13 protein-coding genes are annotated in these 18,702 nt (G+C 65.3%); 7 read left to right on the plus strand and 6 right to left on the minus strand.

Features of this window, described 5'->3' with window-relative positions; all coding sequences use genetic code 11:
- Positions 1-19: 19 nt before the first annotated feature.
- The gene (locus tag QCE83_RS23650) at positions 20-247 is read right to left on the minus strand and encodes a hypothetical protein (protein ID WP_404985429.1); all 228 of its coding nucleotides are present in this window, start codon (positions 245-247) and stop codon (positions 20-22) included.
- A gap of 190 nt (positions 248-437) precedes the next feature.
- On the opposite strand from QCE83_RS23650, the gene QCE83_RS23655 reads away from it, so the two are divergent.
- Positions 438-3,107 carry an excinuclease ABC subunit UvrA gene (locus tag QCE83_RS23655; RefSeq protein WP_309817008.1) on the plus strand — a complete coding sequence of 890 codons (2,670 nt, stop codon included), beginning with the start codon at positions 438-440 and terminating at the stop codon, positions 3,105-3,107.
- Here QCE83_RS23655 and QCE83_RS23660 read toward each other — a convergent pair.
- Positions 3,098-3,841: a YdcF family protein gene (locus QCE83_RS23660; protein WP_309817011.1), complete on the minus strand. Its 744-nt coding sequence runs from the start codon at positions 3,839-3,841 to the stop codon at positions 3,098-3,100. The genes QCE83_RS23655 and QCE83_RS23660 overlap by 10 nt on opposite strands.
- A 400-nt stretch (positions 3,842-4,241) precedes the next feature.
- On the opposite strand from QCE83_RS23660, the gene QCE83_RS23665 reads away from it, so the two are divergent.
- From QCE83_RS23665 to QCE83_RS23685, 5 genes are all read left to right on the plus strand, one after another.
- The gene (locus QCE83_RS23665; protein WP_309817013.1) at positions 4,242-4,493 is read left to right on the plus strand and encodes an acyl carrier protein; all 252 of its coding nucleotides are present in this window, start codon (positions 4,242-4,244) and stop codon (positions 4,491-4,493) included.
- Positions 4,490-5,743, plus strand: coding sequence for an acyl-CoA dehydrogenase family protein (locus QCE83_RS23670; protein WP_309817016.1), 1,254 nt, complete (start codon positions 4,490-4,492; stop codon positions 5,741-5,743). Before QCE83_RS23665 ends, QCE83_RS23670 begins: the two co-directional genes overlap by 4 nt.
- A 4-nt stretch (positions 5,744-5,747) precedes the next feature.
- Positions 5,748-6,815, plus strand: coding sequence for an amino acid--[acyl-carrier-protein] ligase (locus QCE83_RS23675; RefSeq protein WP_309817018.1), 1,068 nt, complete (start codon positions 5,748-5,750; stop codon positions 6,813-6,815).
- Complete coding sequence (locus tag QCE83_RS23680; protein WP_309817020.1) at positions 6,812-7,816, plus strand: DUF1839 family protein; 1,005 nt, start codon at positions 6,812-6,814, stop codon at positions 7,814-7,816. The genes QCE83_RS23675 and QCE83_RS23680 overlap by 4 nt, the downstream gene beginning before the upstream one ends.
- Positions 7,817-7,884: 68 nt before the next feature.
- The gene (locus tag QCE83_RS23685) at positions 7,885-10,350 is read left to right on the plus strand and encodes a glycosyl hydrolase 2 galactose-binding domain-containing protein (protein WP_309817023.1); all 2,466 of its coding nucleotides are present in this window, start codon (positions 7,885-7,887) and stop codon (positions 10,348-10,350) included.
- On the opposite strand, the gene QCE83_RS23690 is transcribed toward QCE83_RS23685, so the two are convergent.
- From QCE83_RS23690 to QCE83_RS23700, 3 genes are read right to left on the minus strand one after another with little or no spacing between them, the layout of a single operon-like run.
- Positions 10,345-11,286, minus strand: coding sequence for a Gfo/Idh/MocA family oxidoreductase (locus tag QCE83_RS23690; RefSeq protein WP_309817024.1), 942 nt, complete (start codon positions 11,284-11,286; stop codon positions 10,345-10,347). The two genes, QCE83_RS23685 and QCE83_RS23690, sit on opposite strands and share 6 nt — an antisense overlap.
- A 35-nt stretch (positions 11,287-11,321) precedes the next feature.
- Positions 11,322-12,251, minus strand: a complete 930-nt coding sequence (locus QCE83_RS23695; protein WP_309817028.1) for a dihydrodipicolinate synthase family protein — start codon at positions 12,249-12,251, stop codon at positions 11,322-11,324.
- A gap of 37 nt (positions 12,252-12,288) precedes the next feature.
- Positions 12,289-14,022 (minus strand): IlvD/Edd family dehydratase, encoded by a 1,734-nt coding sequence (locus tag QCE83_RS23700; protein WP_309817031.1) that lies wholly within the window; start codon positions 14,020-14,022, stop codon positions 12,289-12,291.
- 121 nt (positions 14,023-14,143) lie between these two features.
- Here QCE83_RS23700 and QCE83_RS23705 point away from each other — a divergent pair, with 121 nt between their 5' ends.
- Positions 14,144-15,118: a LysR family transcriptional regulator gene (locus tag QCE83_RS23705; RefSeq protein ID WP_309817033.1), complete on the plus strand. Its 975-nt coding sequence runs from the start codon at positions 14,144-14,146 to the stop codon at positions 15,116-15,118.
- On the opposite strand, the gene QCE83_RS23710 is transcribed toward QCE83_RS23705, so the two are convergent.
- Complete coding sequence (locus QCE83_RS23710; RefSeq protein WP_309817034.1) at positions 15,082-18,624, minus strand: indolepyruvate ferredoxin oxidoreductase family protein; 3,543 nt, start codon at positions 18,622-18,624, stop codon at positions 15,082-15,084. The genes QCE83_RS23705 and QCE83_RS23710 overlap by 37 nt on opposite strands.
- Positions 18,625-18,702: the final 78 nt, after the last annotated feature.

Here is an 18,702-nt window from a genome sequence, read left to right on the forward strand (position 1 = left end):
TTCGTCGTGCTCGTCCTCGTCACTGCGCGCTGGACGGCGCGGGCTTCGCCTTCTTCTTGTGCTTGAAATGCAGCCCCGGGCGCGTGCTGCCCGGTACGGAGGTATTGTCTCCTCCGGCCGTCGGTCCGGCAGTCGCCGCGCCATGCGCATTGCCTCCGCCCGAACCACCATTGCCGTTTCCGCCCGCCATCGCTGCGCCCGATACGCCCATCGCCAGGCTCGCCGTCAGCGTGAGCAGTATCTTCAATCCGCTTGTCTCTGATTTCAACGCGTTACCTCTCCGATCAGTCTCATCACGGTTCTGATCGAGCGCTGACGTCCACGCAATCCTCGCGCGAAAATCCCGCCCGCATTCTGCATTCAACATGCATGACGCAAAATGCCATCCGGCATATGGCATGCTGCATGCAATCTCGAAGCCATCACCACTTTTTGCCATGGATGTCCGCAAAGCCCACCACGCTGTCGCCGCACATGACGATGCCAACGAACACTCCAGAGCAGGTTTCGTGCGCGTTCGCGGCGCGCGTGAGCACAACCTGAAGAACGTCGATGTCGATGTCCCACGCGACGCCCTCGTGGTCTTCACCGGCGTCTCGGGGTCCGGAAAATCGTCCCTGGCATTCGGTACGCTTTACGCGGAAGCGCAGCGCCGCTACTTCGAATCGGTCGCACCGTACGCACGACGGCTCATCGAACAGGTCGGCGTGCCGCAGGTCGATTCGATCGAAGGCCTGCCGCCCGCCGTCGCGCTACAGCAGCAGCGCGGCGCGCCGAATGCGCGTTCTTCCGTGGGCAGCGTGACAACGCTGTCCAGCCTCGTGCGCATGCTGTATTCCCGTACGGGCAGCTATCCGCCGAAGCAGCCCATGCTTTACGCGGAGGACTTCTCCCCGAACACCGTGCAGGGCGCGTGTCCCGTCTGCCATGGCCTCGGACGCGTGTACGAGGTCACGGAGAAGTCGATGGTGCCGGACGACTCCCTCACCATCCGTGAGCGCGCCATCGCCGCGTGGCCGCCCGCCTGGCACGGCCAGAACCTGCGCGATATCCTCGTGACGCTCGGCTATGACGTCGACACGCCCTGGCGCGATCTACCGAAGAAGGACCGCGACTGGATCCTCTTCACTGAAGAGCAGCCGACTGCGCCGGTGTACGCCGGCCTCACGCCGAAGGAAACCCGCGCGGCATTGAAGCGCGGCGCCGAGCCGAGCTATCAGGGCACCTTCACCGGTGCGCGCCGCTACATCCTGCACACCTTCGCGCACACGCAAAGCGCATTGATGAAGAAGCGCGTGTCGCGCTTCATGGTGGGCAGCGACTGCCCTTCGTGCCACGGCAAGCGGCTGAAGAAGGAAGCGCTCTCCGTCACCTTCGCGGGACTGGACATCGCCGAATTCGCGCATCTGCCGATGAACCGCCTCGCCGATCTGCTCACGCCCATCGCACGCGGCGACTGGTCCAGGCAGGCGCAGCCGCATGGCGAGACATTGGACAAGGCCGCTCGCCGCGCGGCCACGACGCAACGAGTCGCGGCCGGCGGCTCGGCGCACAAGGCGGCGCCCGATGTCCGCCGCACCGCGAATCTCTCGGACGAAAAACGCGCCGCAGCCGAACGCATCGCCGCCGATCTGCTTGAGCGACTGCGAACGCTCATCGATCTTGGCCTCGGCTATCTGTCGCTCGACCGCGCGACGCCGACGCTCTCCTCCGGCGAGTTGCAGCGCCTGCGGCTCGCCACGCAACTGGCGTCGCAACTGTTCGGCGTCGTGTACGTGCTCGACGAACCCTCGGCGGGACTTCACCCCGCGGACAACGAAGCGCTCTTCGTCGCGTTGCAGCGACTGAAGGCCGCGGGCAATTCGCTGTTCGTCATCGAACACGATCTGAACACGATGCGCCGTGCCGACTGGCTCGTCGATGTCGGTCCGGCCGCGGGCGAAGGCGGTGGCCACGTGCTGTACAGCGGGCCACCGGAAGGCCTTGCAGCCGTCGATGCCTCGCAGACCCGCGAGCATCTGTTCGCGCAACATCGCGCGGTCGAACGCGAGCCGCGCAGGCCGCGTGGCTGGCTCAAGCTTGCACGCATCGAGCGCAATAACCTCGATGGCGTCGATGCCGCCTTTCCGCTCGGCGCCTTCACGACGGTCACCGGCATCTCGGGCTCGGGCAAGTCGAGCCTCGTCAGCCAGGCTTTGCCGGAGCTCGTCGCCGAACACCTCGGACGCGCCCTCGACGACGCCACCGAAGACGAATCCGACCCATTGCTCGCGACACCGGACACGCCCGCGGGCGGAAGCATCGTCGAAGGCATGGAGACGATCCGGCGCCTCGTGCGTGTCGATCAAAAGCCCATCGGCCGCACGCCGCGCTCGAACCTCGCGACCTATACCGGACTGTTCGATCACGTTCGCAAGCTCTTTGCGGACACGCCGAGCGCGCGCAAGCGCCGCTATGGCGCTGGCCGCTTCTCCTTTAACGTCGCACAGGGACGCTGCCCCACGTGCGAAGGCGAAGGCTTCGTGAGCGTCGAGCTTCTGTTCCTGCCGAGCGTGTACACGTCCTGCTCGACCTGCCACGGCTCGCGCTACAACGCGCAGACACTGGAGATCGAGTGGCACGGCAAGAACATCGCGCAAGTGCTGGACATGAGCGTCGATGCCGCATGCGCTTTCTTCGCCGATGAACCCAGCATCATGCGTGCGCTTGCCGTGCTGCGCGACATCGGGCTCGGCTATCTGCGCCTGGGTCAGCCGGCCACCGAGCTATCGGGAGGCGAGGCGCAACGCATCAAGCTCGCGACGGAACTGCAGCGCGCCCATCGCGGCGACACGCTCTACATCCTCGACGAGCCCACCACCGGCCTGCATCCCGCCGACGTAGATCGCCTGATGCGCCAGTTGCAAGGCCTGGTCGATGCGGGCAACACGGTAGTCGTCGTCGAACACGACATGCGCGTGGCGGCTCACTCCGACTGGGTCATCGACATGGGCCCGGGTGCAGGCGAGGATGGCGGCAAGGTCGTGACTACAGGCATTCCCGACGAGGTCGCCAAGCATGCCGAAAGCCGCACTGCGCGCTATCTGAAAGAAGCGCTTCAACGCTGAACCCCGGGCTGCAATCCCGGATACAGCCCGATCCAGTGCCACACATAAAAGCGCATGATGCCGATCAATTCATGCAGCGCAAAGTTCGAATCGATCCATCCTTCAGGGTGCGGCACCCACCATGATTTTGGATTCCGTATGAAGGCCACGCCGGGCTGCGGATCGATGCCAAACACCTGAAAAGCCAGCAGCGCGCGCTGCATGTGCAGCGATGAGGTGACGAGAATCGAAGTGTCGTATCGCCGCGACCGTAGGATTTTCTCCGTATTGCGCGCGTTGGCGTAAGTGTCGAGACTCGTGTTGTCGAGGATCAGGTCTTTGCTTTCGACACCCTGTGCAAGCAGCAAAGGTCCGATGACATCGGCTTCGCTTTGTTCATGATGCTGCGGATTGCCGCCGCTCACGATCACGAGACAGTCCGTTTCGAGTGCGCGGCAGCGCCGGTACAGCGACGCACCCAGATCCACGCGGGTGATGCTGTCGCCTTTCGGAATCAAATGCCGGTTGCGATCGTATTCGGTGCCGCCGCCGAGCACGATGATGACCGTGCGCGGGCCCAGGCGCGGTTCGGTCATGACGGCATGCCCGTCGTTGGCGAGCCTCATCAACGGTCCGGCCAGCCAACTCCCGACCAGCCAGAAGAAGACACCTGCCATCAGCAAGACCGCCACGCGGCGTTTCTTCCATACGATGAACAGTGCGACAAAGCCCAGCAAAAAGGAGAACAGTACCAATTACCTTACCCCATGCGTCAGTTTTCAAATGCCTTGCAGTCTCGCATAGTTTTTGCAAGGCCCATGTCGGCGAAAGCTGCAGGACTTACCTGAAGTAGTGCAGTAGCCAGTCTGAAGGATTGCCGCAAAACGCTGCGTGCCGGATATCGCACATAGCACGCCTTTGCTCTTGAAGGCCCACCGTGCGCCATCGCACGGACGTCCCGGCCTCGTAATTCGTTAAATACGATCAAACGACAAACAAGAAGGTGAGTGCGAGGGCTCTCGTGAAATCGTCTTCACGAAAGTGAACAACACCACCCCGACTTCGCCCCGGAGCGAAGGCGACATTCGACCACCACGCTACGTCGCCGTCCGGATTTAATGCACCGTTGGCCGGGTACAAGGGAAAACACAGACAATGAAAACTGAATTGCGCCGCATCCTCGCCGAGTCCGCTCGGCTCGACGTGCCTGTCGATACGCTCTCCGACAGCGACGATCTCTACGCCGCCGGTCTCTCATCGCTCGCCACGGTTCACGTGATGCTCGCGATCGAAGACGAGTTCGGCATCGAGATCCCCGATCACATGCTCACGCGCCGGCTCTTTTCGAGCGTCGATTCGCTCGCGGCCGCCGTCGAGGAGTTGCGCCGCTCGCAGGCGGCCGCATGAACGCGCCCGCTCAGGAGCTCGAGGCGGCGCAACTGGCACAGAGCATGAACGCACGTAGCGAAAGCGCGTTGATCGATGCTGCAAAGCGTGTCGCCGCCGTCGCGGCGCGACACGCGGATGCAGTGGATCGTGAAGCGCGCTTTCCTGCGGAAGCGGTCGCTGCGATGCGCGAGGAGCGTCTCTTCTCCGCGATGGTGCCGGTGGAACACGGCGGCGACGGACTCTCGCTGACCGGCGTGGCCCGCCTGTGCGAAGCCCTCGCCCAGGGCTGCGCCTCGTCCGCGATGATCTATGCCATGCACCAGAGCCAGGTCGTGTGCATCGTCGATCATGGCGCGAACGTGCCCTGGCAGCGTGCGTTCCTCGCGCGCATGGTGAACGAGCAACTGCTGCTCGCATCGGCCACGTCCGAAGAGAACATCGGCGGCAACATGCGGACGAGCGCATGCGCAGTCGATCTCGTCGACAACGCGTTCCAGATCGAGAAGATGGCGCCGACCATTTCGTACGGCACCTACGCGGACTGCATTCTCGTGACGGCGCGCCGTCATCCGGATGCACCGCCTTCGGATCAGGTCCTGATCGTCGCGCCGCGTGAAACGCTCACGCTCGAACAGCGCGGCACGTGGGACACGCTCGGCATGCGCGGCACGTGCAGCCAGGGACATCGGCTCACGGCAAGCGGCATCGCCGAGCAGATCCTGCCCGCGCCGTTCTCGAAGATCGCCGACGAAAGCATGCTGCCCGTATCGCACACGTTGTGGTCGTCGGTGTGGTGCGGCATTGCCTGCGATGCAGCGAATCGCGCGCATCAGTTCTTCCGCAACCAGGCGCGCGGCAAGCCCGCCCTGCCTCCTTCGGCGGCGCGGCTCTCGCAGATCATCACGCTCATCAGGATGATGCAGGCACGCCTGCGCGAATCGCTCGCCAACGTCGAGGCCGCGAGCACCGAACGCGCCATCCGCCGGGCCACGCAAGGCAATGACGACGACGCGCCGCTCACGGCGTCGATCGGCATCAACGCAGACCTCAACATGCTCAAGCTGGCGATTTCGCAGTCGGCGCTGCACGTGGTGCAGGAGACGCTGATGATCTGCGGCATGGCCGGCTACAAGAACGACACGCCGTTCAGCGTGGGACGCCATCTGCGCGATCTGCACTCGGCGCCCCTCATGATCAGCAACGACCGCATTGAATTGAACACGGCGAACCTGCTGCTTGCGCAGCGCGCCGCAACGGGAACCCTTTGACGCTATGAACATGCCGACAGAACAGGCCGCCATGATGCAGGCCGAAGCACAAGCTCAAACACAAGAGACGCAGGCACCGTACGACAAATCGGACCTGACCTTGCGGGACCGCCTGATGGATGCGGGCATCCTCATCGATACCGGCGAAGACGGCCTCTATGGCCGCAGCGAAGTGTTCGAGGACATCGTCGAGCGCCTGAACCAGGCGATCACGCTGCTCGGCGCCGACCAGCACGCCGAAGTGCTGCGCTTCCCGCCGGCCATGCGCCGCCGTGACTTCGAAGACAGCGAATACCTGAAGAGCTTCCCGAACCTCGCCGGCACGATCCATTCGTTCCAGGGCAACGATCGCGGGCATCATCGCCTGCTCGAAGCGCTCGACAAGATCGTGCACATCGGCGAAGAGGAAGAGCGCTCCGACGACTGGATGGATCAGCAGAAGCCCACGCGCCTCGTGCTGACACCGGCCGCATGCTATCCGATCTATCCGCTGGTTGCGAAGCGCGGCAAGCTCGCCGCCGACGGCGCGATCTTCGACGCCTTCTCGTACTGCTTCCGTCACGAGCCGTCCATCGATCCGGGCCGCATGCAGATGTTCCGCATGCGCGAATACATCCGCGTGGGCAGCCCCGAACAGGTGATGGCGTTCCGCCAGAAGTGGATCGATCGCGGCTCCCTGCTGATCGAACTGCTGGGCCTGCCGTATGAGATCGATCTCGCCAACGACCCGTTCTTCGGCCGCGGCGGCAAGATCGTCGCGGACAGCCAGCGCGAACAGCAACTCAAGTTCGAACTGCTGGTGCCGGTGGCGACGCCCGACCGTCCCACGGCGTGCCTGTCGTTCAACTACCACCAGGACCACTTCGGCGAGCTGTGGCACATCAGCCAGGCCGACGAGCAGGTCGCGCACACGGCCTGCGTGGGCTTCGGCATGGAACGCACGACGCTGGCGCTGTTCCGCCATCACGGCCTCGACGTCAATGCATGGCCGGAGCAGGTGCGCCAGCTGCTGTGGGGCGACAAGGCCGCGCTCATCGCCCAGGGTCTCGACAAACTGGGTAACCGGGCATGAACGCACGCTCGCCGGCTGATGCCGTGACGGACACGTCCGCGCCCGCGCATGGCGAATATCGCCAGCACGCGCTGCATCGCGACGAGCGCGTGTGGCTGGAGACGAACTGCTACGTCGACTTGTGGATCGAGTTGCTGCATCACTACGGCTGCGATCCGCACGCGGCGCTCAGTTTCACCGTGACGCAGGACTTCGAGGGCGATCAGTTCACGTTCCCGAAGTTCTCGCTCGACGATATCGCGCGGCTCTACGGCCTCCAGGCCCAAGAGCTCGCGATCTACGACACGGTCGAGGCGCACGTAGTGGAGCAGACGAAGCGCGGCCAGATCGTGGTCGCGGAGATGGATTCGTACTGGCTGCCGGATACGCGCGCCACCGCGTACCGGCAGACGCATACGAAGACGACCATCGCCATCGACGCCATCGACCCGCAAGCGAAGCACATCACGTACTTCCACAACGCGGGGTATTTCTCGCTGTCCGGCGAGGACTACGACGGCGTCTTCCGTCTGACGCCCGGTCTCGCGAGCGACGTGCAGGCGCTGTTTCCTTACGTCGAATTCGTGAAGCGCGCGCGCGATCCGCTGCAAGGCGAAGCGCTCGTACAGCGTTCGGTGGAACTGCTCAAGCTGCGTCTGCAGGACCGGCCCGCGTCGAACCCGGTGGCGCAATGGCGTGCGGCGTTCCCCGAGCACATGCGTGCGATGCTCGAACGCGACCCGGCGTACTACCACCTCTACACGTTCAACATGATGCGTCAGATCGGTTCGAACTTCGAGATGCTGTCGAAGTATCTCGGCTGGCTGAACGCACATGGCGTGGAAGTACCGGGCGAGATCCAGGCAAGCGCTCAGGCGATTGCAAGCGAAGCGATGGTCATGCAGTTCCGTCTCGCGCGCGCCCGCATGCGCTCGCGCACCGACTTGTGCGAGGACTGCCTCGAATCGATGCAGACTTCCTACGACAAGGTCATCGAGCCGCTCGCCGCGCGCTTTCTCTGAAGACCGAAGCCGCGTCGCGATGACGCGGCTTCTTCATTTTTCTCTTATTCCATTCACGAGGAAGAGTCATGCACGTCTCGCTCGCGCACGCGCCGCGACGCCTCGCCGACGGCTGGCAATGCGTGAGCACGCCCGCGGGTGCCTGCGCGACGCCGGCATCGCTCGACACGCAGACACACTGGATCGACGCGCCCGTGCCGGGCACGGTGGCGTCGGCATTGCGCGCAACTGGTGTGAAAGACGACGCGGTGGCACAGCCGTTCGCGCATGCGGACCATTGGTATCGGCTGAAGCTGAGCGGGCACGGCAAGCGCCGGCTGCGCTTCAATGGCCTGGCGACCATCACCGAAGTCTGGCTTGATGACGTCAAGCTGCTCGACTCGGATTCGATGTTCATCGCGCATGATCTCGACATTGAACTGAGCGGTGAGCACGTGCTGCACCTGTGCTTCCGTTCCATCGCGCCCGCGCTCGCCGCGAAGCGGGGCCGTGCGCGCTGGCGTCCGAAGCTCGCGCAACCGGCCACCTTGCGCAACGTGCGCACGACGCTGCTCGGCCATATGGCGGGCTGGTGTCCGACGATCCAGCCTGCCGGACCATGGCGCGCGGTGGAACTGATCGGCGAAGCGCAGGGTTGCATCGAGTCGATCGACATGCGCTCCCGCGTGGATGGCAGTGACGGTGTGCTCGATGTCACCGTGCGCTTCTTTCATGCGCAGGAGGCCGCGCCGGTGCGGCTCGAATGCGGCGAAGAACATGCGGACATGCAATGGCAGGACGCGCATACGCTGACCGGCCGCGTGCAAATCCCGGACGTACGCCTGTGGTATCCGCATACGCACGGCGAACCCTTTCGCTACGCGGTCAAGCTCGGCGATATCGCGCTGGGCGAGATCGGCTTTCGCACCGTGCATGTGGATCGTGGCGCGGATGGCCAGGGCTTTCAGCCGGTCGTGAACGGCGTGCCCGTGTTCGCGCGTGGTGCGTGTTGGACCTCGGCGGATATCGTCGCGCTCGACGCGCCGTATGAGAAGCTCGAAGCGCTGTTCGCGCTGGTTCGCGACGCAGGCCTCAACATGATTCGCGTCAGCGGCATCACGCTTTATGAGTCGGACGCGTTCTATGAACTTGCGGACCGCTACGGCGTGCTCGTCTGGCAGGACTTCGCGTTCGCCAACTTCGACTATCCCGATGACGAAGCCTTCCATCTGAGCGTGCAGCGTGAAGCCCGCCAGTTCCTCGCGCGCACGCGGCGCTTTGCTTCGCTGGCCGTGCTGTGCGGCGGAAGCGAAGTGCATCAGCAGGCCGCGATGCTCGGCCTGCCCTTCGACGCCTATCAGCAACGCCTGTTCACCGAGTGGCTACCCGAGGCGATCGCTGCGGAGCGGCCGGATGTCGCCTATGTCGTGAACTCGCCGAGCGCCGCGCCCGGCGATACCGACTCGATGCCCTTCGGCACGCGCGGCGGCATTACGCATTACTACGGCGTGCCCGCGTATCAACGCTCGTTCGACGACATTCGCCGCGCACAGGTCCGCTTTGCCTCGGAGTGTCTGGCGTTCGCCAATGTGCCCGACGATGTCGCCTTGCGCGCGCTGCCGAATCCGCGCGCGCACGAGCCGCGCTGGAAAGCCGGCGTGCCGCGTGATCCGGGTTCCGCCTGGGATTTCGACGACGTGCGCGAGTACTACATGCAGTCGCTTTACCGGCAGGACGTGCCGCGCTTGCGCTATGAAAATCCCGAGCGCTATCTGGAACTGTCGCGCGCAGTGGTCGCCGATGTGATCGGCGCCGTGTTCTCCGAATGGCGCCGGCAAGGCTCGACGTGTGCGGGCGGGATCGTGTGGAATCTGCTCGACGTGAGACCGGGCGCGGGCTGGGGCGTCATCGATGTGCTGGGCGCCCCCAAGAGCGCCCTGCATGGCCTCGCCCGCGTGCTGCAACCTGTGCAGGCGCTGCTGCTCGACGAAGGGCTCGAAGGCCTCGACGTGCATCTCGTCAACGAGACGGCGCACGAGATTCGCGGACGGGTGGAACTGGCGTGTCTGCGTGAAGGGTCGGTCAAGGTCGCGGGCGGTGCGTGCGATGTCGTGCTGCCCGCGCGCAGCGTGCAGCGCATTTCATCGAACCGGCTGATCGGCGCCTTCTTCGACAGCGCGTATGCATATCGCTTCGGCCCGCGCGCGCATGATGTCACGCACGTGGTCCTGCGCGATGCCGGCACCGGCGAGACCTTGTCAGAAGCTTTCCATTTCCCGGATCCGTCGATCGGCGAGCGGCGCGACATCGGCCTCAAGGCGAGCGTGGAGAAAGACGGGGATGGCTGGAGTCTCGTGATCGAGACCGTGCAGCTCGCGCGCTGGGTGCACATCGATGACCCGGACTATCGCGCGCACACCGACTGGTTTCATCTCGCGCCGGGCCAGCCGCGACGCATTCCGCTCGTGGCGCGGCACGCGAATGTGCGCGCCGCGCCGGAGGGCGATGTGTGCGCCGTCAATGCTTCGCGGAGCGCGCCCTATCGGGCGTCATGAACGCCCGAAAGCTTCGGTGCCGACGATGCGTCCGTTCAGGAACGCATCGGCGACGAGACGCAACGGGCGCACGTCCACGTCGCTCGCATGGGTCGCGATGAGTTCGTGAAAGCGCTCGTACAGCGCGGGATATTCGCGCTCCGGGCCTGCATCGATGTCCTTGCCCGCGATGGCAAGACGCTTGCCCCCCTCACGCAGCGACAGGCGGCCGCCCTCCGTTTCGATATCGATGTCCCATTCCTCGACCGGCCCATGACGCCAGTCGAACACCGCGCGCACCGGCGCGCCGTTGCTCGCGACGCAATCGAGTTCGGCGGCGATGGGCGTCGCGGTGTCGGCGGGCGTGGTCAGCGTCGCGCCACGCAATGCGACTTCATGCGGCAGGATGCGGGTCACGATGGAGAGCGCGTTGATGCCGGGATCGAATACGCCGAGACCGCCGGGCTCCCAGATCCACTCCTGTCCCGGATGCCAGCGCCGCACGTCCTCTTTCCAGCGCACTTCCACTGAACGCAGCGCGCCCGCTTCCCGCGACGCCAGCCAGGCACGCGCCGGCTCCACTGCCGGTGCCGCACGCGAATGCCACGTCGCAAACAAGGTGCGGCCACGCGCCCGGGCGATCTCATGCAAGGCCTCGACCTCGCTCACGCTCGCGCCCGGGGGCTTCTCCAGCATCACATGCTTGCCGGCTTCGAGCGCGGCGCGCGCCTGTTCATAGCGCACTTGCGGCGGCGCGCACAGCGACACCGCTTCGATCCCTGGCTCGGCAGCCAGCAGCTCGCCGATATCCCGATAGTTGCGCACGCCATCCACGCTCGCATGACGGCTCGCGCACGCGACGAGCTCGAACCCGGGCTGGGCGGCGATGGCCGGCAGATGCTGATCGCGCGCGATCTTGCCGATGCCCACTACGCCAAGCCGAACGACTCCTTCCATGTCCTGTCTCCTTTGCATGAAGGCGTCACGATACCCTAGCGGGCCCAGCGCAGCACCAGCGGATCGAGACGGCGCGCGATGGCGATGAGTTCGTCGCGCGTTTCGCGTCCCATCGCAGGCAGCGGATGACGCGGCGCATCGCACGCGATCACGCCGCCTTCCTTCATCAGCGCCTTGGTCGCCAGCAAGCCGGCCTGACGGTTCTCGTGATTGATGAGCGGCAGCCAGCGCTGATAGAGATCGAAGGCATCGTCGGTACGTCCCTCGCGATGCGCCTCGATGATCGGCCGGATGCCGTCCGCAAAGCCGCCGCCCGTCATCGATCCGGTCGCGCCCGCGTTCAGATCGGCGAGCAGTGTGATGGCTTCTTCACCGTCCCACGGACCTTCGATGGCTTCGCCGCCGAGGCTGATCAGCTCGCGCAGCTTGTTCGCCGCGCCCGGCGTTTCGATCTTGAAGTACGACACCTGCTCGATCTCGCGCGCCATGCGTGCCAGGAAAGCCGCTGAAAGCGGCGTGCCTGCGGCGGGCGCGTCCTGGATCATGACTGGGATCGTCAGCGCGTCCGAGAGGCGCGCGTAGAACGTGTAGAGGGCGCTCTCGGGCACGCGGAAGGTCGCGCCATGATACGGCGGCATGGCCATGATCATCGCGGCGCCCAGCTCTTGCGCGCGACGGCTGCGCTCCACGCACACACGCGTGCCGTAGTGCGAGGTGGTGACGATCACCGGCACGCGCCCCGCCACATGCTCGAGGATCGTGCGCGTGAGGACGTCGCGCTCGTCGTCGGCCAATGAGAACTGCTCGGAGAAGTTGGCGAGGATCGCCAGGCCGTCCGAGCCCGCGTCGATCATGAAATCCACCGCGCGCTTGTGGCTCTCCAGATCGAGTTCGCCGCTTTCGGTGAAGGTCGTCGGCACGACCGGAAAGATGCCGCGATAGCGTGGACTGACGTGACGGCTCATGCTGGCGTCCTCATGGTCTCGGGTTCTTCAAGCGCGCTCAGTGCGAATGTCTCGGCACCGCCGCACCGCGCATGCCGACGAGGAAGTCGAGGTCGCAGCCCTCGTCCGCCTGCAGCACGTGGTCCACATACAGCCGCTGATAACCGCCGTCGCCATGCGAACGCGGCGGCTTGCGGTCGCTCATGCGGCGCGCCAGTTCCTCTTCGCCGATGTCCAGATGCAGCGTGCCGGCGTCGCAGTCGAGCTCGATCCAGTCGCCGTCGCGCACGGCCGCCAGCGGTCCGCCCGCCGCCGCTTCGGGCGCCACGTGCAGCACCACCGTGCCGTACGCCGTGCCGCTCATGCGGGCGTCGGAGATGCGCACCATGTCCTTGATGCCCTGGCGCAGCAGCTTCGGCGGCAAGCCCATGTTGCCCACTTCGGCCATGCCCGGATAACCCTTCGGTCCGCAGTTCTTCAGCACGAGCACGGAGTCCTTGTCGACATCGAGCGACTCATCGACGATGCGTTCCTTGTAGTGCTCCAGATCCTCGAACACCACGGCGCGGCCGCGATGCTTCAGCAGTTCCGGCGTGGCGGCCGAAGGCTTCAGCACCGCGCCGCGCGGCGCCAGATTGCCGCGCAGCACGCGGATGCCGCCGTCCGCGATCAGCGGATGATCCAGCGTGCGGATGACTTCGTCATTGGAGATCGGCGCGGTCTTGACGTTGTCCCACAGGGACTTGCCGTTGACCGTCAGCGCGTCCGGATGCGGAATGAGCCCGGCTTCGCCCAGCCGCCGCAGCACCGCAGGCAGCCCGCCCGCGTAATAGAACTCTTCCATCAGGAAGCGGCCCGACGGCATCAGATCGACGATGGTCGGCGTATCGCGGCCAATGCGCGTCCAGTCTTCGAGTTCCAGCGGCACGCCGATGCGCCCCGCAATCGCCTTCAGGTGAATCACCGCATTGGTCGAACCGCCGATTGCCGCGTTGGTGCGGATCGCGTTCTCGAAGGCCTCGCGCGTCAGGATCTTCGAGAGCGTGAGACCTTCCAGCGCCATCTCCACGATGCGGATGCCCGACATGTGGGCGAGCACGTAGCGGCGTGCATCGACGGCGGGAATTGCCGCATTGTGCGGCAGCGAGGTGCCGAGCGCTTCGGCCATGCACGCCATGGTCGAGGCGGTGCCCATGGTGTTGCAGGTGCCCGCCGAGCGCGACATGCCCGCTTCCGCCGAGAGAAACTGATGCAGGTCGATCTCGCCCGCCTTCAGCGACTCGTGCAGTTGCCACACCGCCGTACCGGAGCCGATGTTCTTGCCATCGAGCTTGCCGTTGAGCATCGGGCCACCGGTCACGACGATGGCCGGAACGTCGCAGCTGGCCGCGCCCATCAGCAGCGCCGGCGTGGTCTTGTCGCAGCCCGTGAGCAACACGACGGCGTCGATGGGATTGCCCCGGATCGCTTCTTCCACGTCCATCGCGGCGAGGTTGCGCGTGAGCATCGCGGTCGGGCGCAGGTTCGATTCGCCGTTCGAGAACACCGGGAACTCCACCGGAAAGCCGCCCGCCTCGTAGACGCCGCGCTTCACGTGTTCGGCGACCTTGCGGAAGTGCGCATTGCAGGGTGTGAGTTCGGACCAGGTATTGCAGATGCCGATGATCGGCCTGCCGTCGAATTCATGGTCCGGAATGCCTTGGTTCTTCATCCAGCTTCGGTACATGAAGCCGTTCTTGTCATTGGTGCCGAACCATTGCGCGGAGCGCAGCTTGGGCTTGGGGGCGGACATGTGTCTCTTCCGTGTCAGTTCGTTATGCGCCCGAGTGTATGCCTGCGGGTGATAATCTACTAATGAAAAGATGGACTTGATCGATAACCATCCCGGCATTAGTAATAACCCGGATTCATTCATGAATACGAGTGTCTCGAACGTCCGCAACCATCTGAAGACGCGCCAGCTGCTGTTGATCGCGGCGCTGGCGGAGGAAGGCAATGTTCATCGCGCGGCGGCAGCGCTCAACATGACGCAGCCGGCCGCATCCAAGACCCTGCGCGAACTGGAAGAAGCGCTCGGCGTCACGCTGTTCGACCGCGAACCGCGCGGCGTACGGCCCACGCTGTACGGCGAAGCGGTCATCCGCCACGCGCGCGCCGTGCTCGGCAGCCTCGATCAGGCGCAGGAAGAACTGCTCGCGTTGAAGTCAGGTCGGCTCGGGCATGTGAGCATCGGCGCGATCACGTCGCCCGGCGTGCGGCTGCTGCCCGCCGCCGTCGCGGCCGTCAAGCGCCTGCATGCGGACATTCGCGTGTCGGTCGAGATCGACGGCAGCAATGCGCTGCTCGAACGTCTCGCGCAGGACAAGCTCGACATCGTGATCGGGCGCCTTTCAGCGGAACAGGACAACGTGCAGTTGCGCTATGCGCCGCTCGCGGGCGAACCGGCGCGCGCCGTGGTGCGCGCGGAGCATCCGTTGCTGAAGAGAAAGAGCCTGGCGCTCGCCGACGTGCAGCAGGCCGCGTGGCTCGTGCCGCCGGCGGGCAGCGTGCTGCGCCATCGCTTCGACCTGATGTTCCAGCGCGCCAGCCTCGCGCCGCCGTCGAACGTGGTCGAAACGGCGGCGATCCTGTTCGTCACGCAACTGCTCGAACAGAGCGACATGATCGCCGTGCTGGCGGAAGACGTGGCGCGCTATTACGCGCGGCATCGGATCGTCGAGATCCTGCCCTTGCAGATGGATTGCCGCATGGACGACTACGGCATCGTCACGCGCGCCGACCGCCTGCTCACGCCCGCCACCGAAACCATGGTGCGTGCGCTGAAGGCCGCCGCGCTCGACGTCTATGGCGCTCAGGCTGTCGCCCTGGACTCCGCCGGCGCGCGATAGCCTGCGAGCAGCCGCTCGCGCTTGATCTGTACCGCCGCCATGTTGCGTTCCTTCACATGGCCGAAGCCGCGAATCTCATCGGGCAGCTTCGCGAGTTGCAGGGCCGACTCGAAACGCGCGTCGTCGAGGCTTGCGCAGAATTCATCGGCCAGCGCGATGTAGTCCGCGATCATGCGGCGTTCGGCGCGACGTTCCGCGGTCTTGCCGAACACATCGAACGGCGTGCCGCGCAGGCCCTTGAGCCGCGCAAGCGCCCGGAACGCATGCAGCGTCCAGCCGCCAAAGCGCCGCTTGACGAGATGCCCGTGCTCGTCGCGCTTCGCGAACAACGGCGGCGCGAGATGGAACGACAGCGCGTAGTCGCGGCCCGGCTCGCCTTCGAACTGGTCGCGCAGCTTGTCGAGCCACGCCGGGTCGGCATACAGGCGCGCCACTTCGTATTCGTCCTTGTAGGCCATCAGCTTCGCGAGGTTCACGGCGACCGCGCGCGTCAGCGGCAGCTTCGCATGGCCGCCCAGGCCTTGCTCCTTGTCGAGGATACGCTCGACAACATCGCGATAAGCGCGCGCATACGCCGCGTTCTGATACGCCGTCAGCAGGGCTTCGCGCGTGGCGATCACCTGTTCGAGCGACTCCGGCATCTTTAGCACGATGGTCTGCCGGCCTGCATCGAGCAAGCTGCCCACGCCGTGCTGCGCCACATGACGTCCCCATCCGAACGCCAGCCAGTTCTTCTCCACCGCCACGCCGTTCAGTTCGATGGCGCGCTTCAAACTCGCCAGTTGCAGCGGCAGCCAGCCCTTCTGCCACGCAAAGCCCAGCAACAGCGGATTCGCGTAGAGCGTGTCGCCGAGCAGCTTCAAGGCGAGCGCATTGGCGTCGATGAACGCGCAGCCCTCGCCCATGCTCTCCGACAACGCCTGTTCCGTCTGCGCGCCCGGAAAGCGCCAGTTGGCGTCGGTGATGAAGTCGGCCGTCGGCGTGGCGCCGCTGTTGATCGCTGCCTGCGTGATGCCGTGTCGCGTGCGCGACAGCACGTCCTTCGACGCCGACACCACCGCATCGCAACCGATCACGAGCCGCGCTTCGCCGGTCGCGATGCGCGTCGCGTGCAGCGCCTGCGGCGTGGGCGCGATCTGCACATGGCTCAGCACCGCGCCGCCTTTCTGCGCGAGCCCGGCCATGTCGAGCACGGTCACGCCCTTGCGTTCGAGATGCGCGGCCATGCCGATCAGTCCGCCGATCGTCACCACGCCCGTCCCGCCGACGCCCGTCACGAGCACGCCATACGGCTTGGCCAGCTCGGGCAGCGTGGGCAGCGGCAGCGCGTCGAAGTCGGGCGTGGCGCCTTTTGCTGCGCGCGGCTTCCTGACCTGTGCGCCCTCGGCGGTGACGAAGCTCGGGCAGAAGCCCTTCACGCACGAGAAGTCCTTGTTGCACGCCGACTGGTTGATCTTGCGCTTGGTGCCGAGCGGCGTGTCCAGCGGCTCGACGGAAAGACAGTTCGACTGCACCGAGCAGTCGCCGCAGCCTTCGCACACGGCGTCGTTGATGAACGCGCGGCGCGCCGGATCGGGATAAGTGCCGCGCTTGCGGCGCCGGCGCTTTTCGGTGGCGCAGGTCTGGTCGTAGATGAGGATCGTGGTGCCCGGCGTGTCGCGCAGTTCGCGCTGGATGCGGTCCAGTTCGTCGCGATGATGCACGCTCACGCCTTGCGGCAGCACGACTGTCGCATCGTACTTGTCCGGCTCGTCCGTCACGATGACGATGCGCTTCGCCCCTTCCGCGAAGACCTGATGCGCGATCTGCGGCACCGTCAGCACGCCGTCGACGGGCTGGCCGCCGGTCATCGCCACCGCATCGTTATAAAGAATCTTGTAGGTGATGCTCGCGTTCGCGGCAATCGCCGCGCGCACCGCCAGCAGGCCCGAATGAAAATAGGTGCCGTCGCCGAGATTGACGAAGACGTGCTTGTCGCCTGAGAAATGCATCTGGCCGATCCACGCCACGCCCTCGCCGCCCATCTGGCTGAAGGTTTCCGTGTTGCGGTCCATCCACATCGACATGTAATGGCAGCCAATGCCCGCCAACGCGCGCGAACCCTCGGGCACGCGCGTCGAGGTGTTGTGCGGACAACCCGAACAGAACCACGGCTTGCGTTCGGCCTCCACGCGCGGCTTGCTTGCTTCGCGTTCCTTCGCCTCGATGGTCGCGACCCGCGCCAGCATGCGCGCGCGCACATCGGCGGGAAGGTCGAGATGCGCAAGACGCCGCGCGACCGCCTTCGCGATCAGCGCCGGCGAGAGTTCATGATGCGCCGGCAAAAGCCAGTCGCCGCGCGGCACGGACCATTCACCGCCTTCGTTGTTGCGTTCGTCGAACTTGCCGTAGATGCGCGGTCGAACATCCTCGCGCCAGTTGTAGAGCTCTTCCTTCAGCGCATATTCGAGGATCTGCCGCTTTTCCTCGACCACGAGAATCTCTTCCAGACCCGTGGCGAAGGCGCGAGCGTCTTGCGCGTCGAGCGGCCAGACGCAGCCCACCTTCAGCACGCGCAGGCCGATCTGCGCGCAGGTCGCGTCGTCGAGACCGAGGTCGATCAGCGCCTGGCGCACATCGAGATAAGCCTTGCCCGCCGTGATGATGCCGAAGCGCGGCGTCGGCGAATCGATCACGACGCGGTTCAGCTTGTTCGCGCGCACGTAGGCGAGCGCCGCGTACCACTTCTCGTCGAGCAAACGGGCTTCCTGCGCGAGCGGCGCATCGGGCCAGCGGATGTTGAGGCCACCTTCCGGCATCGCGTAATCGGTGGGCGTGACGATGTGCACGCGGTCCGGATCGAGATCGATCGACGCCGTCGACTCCACTACGTCGGTCACGCATTTCATCGCCACCCAGAGGCCTGAGTAACGGCTCATGGCCCAGCCATGCAGGCCGTAGTCGAGATACTCCTGCACGTTCGACGGATACAGCACCGGCATGCCCGCCGCTATGAACGCGTGATCCGACTGATGCGCGACCGAAGACGACTTCGCCGCATGATCGTCGCCGGCCAGCACCAGCACGCCGCCATGCGGGTCCGTGCCGGCCGAATTCGCGTGCTTGAAGACATCGCCGGTGCGGTCCACGCCCGGTCCCTTGCCGTACCACATGCCGAACACGCCCTCGCGCGTGGCGCCGGGCCACAGGTTGATCTGCTGCGTGCCCCAGATTGCGGTGGCCGCGAGATCCTCGTTCACGCCCGGCTGGAACACGATGTCGTGTTCCTTTAAATGCGCCTTCGCCTTCCATAGCGACTGATCGAGCGCGCCCAGCGGCGAACCCCGATAACCCGAGATGAAACCCGCCGTATTCAGCCCCGCCCGCCGGTCGCGCGCTTTCTGGAGCATCGGCAGACGGACCAGCGCCTGCGTGCCGCTCAGGTAGACGCGGCCTTGCTCCAGGGTGTATTTGTCGTCGAGTGAAACGTCGGCGGATGCCAGCGCGGCGCGATCGGGTGCATTCATGGGGCTCGTCTCCAGATTCGGGATTTTTTGATTTTTCCCGAGTATAGGAAGGCGGTCCGCCATCGTAAAATCATGAAT

Source organism: Caballeronia sp. LZ034LL, from assembly GCF_031451215.1.
In the GTDB taxonomy this organism is placed as follows: Bacteria; Pseudomonadota; Gammaproteobacteria; order Burkholderiales; family Burkholderiaceae; genus Caballeronia.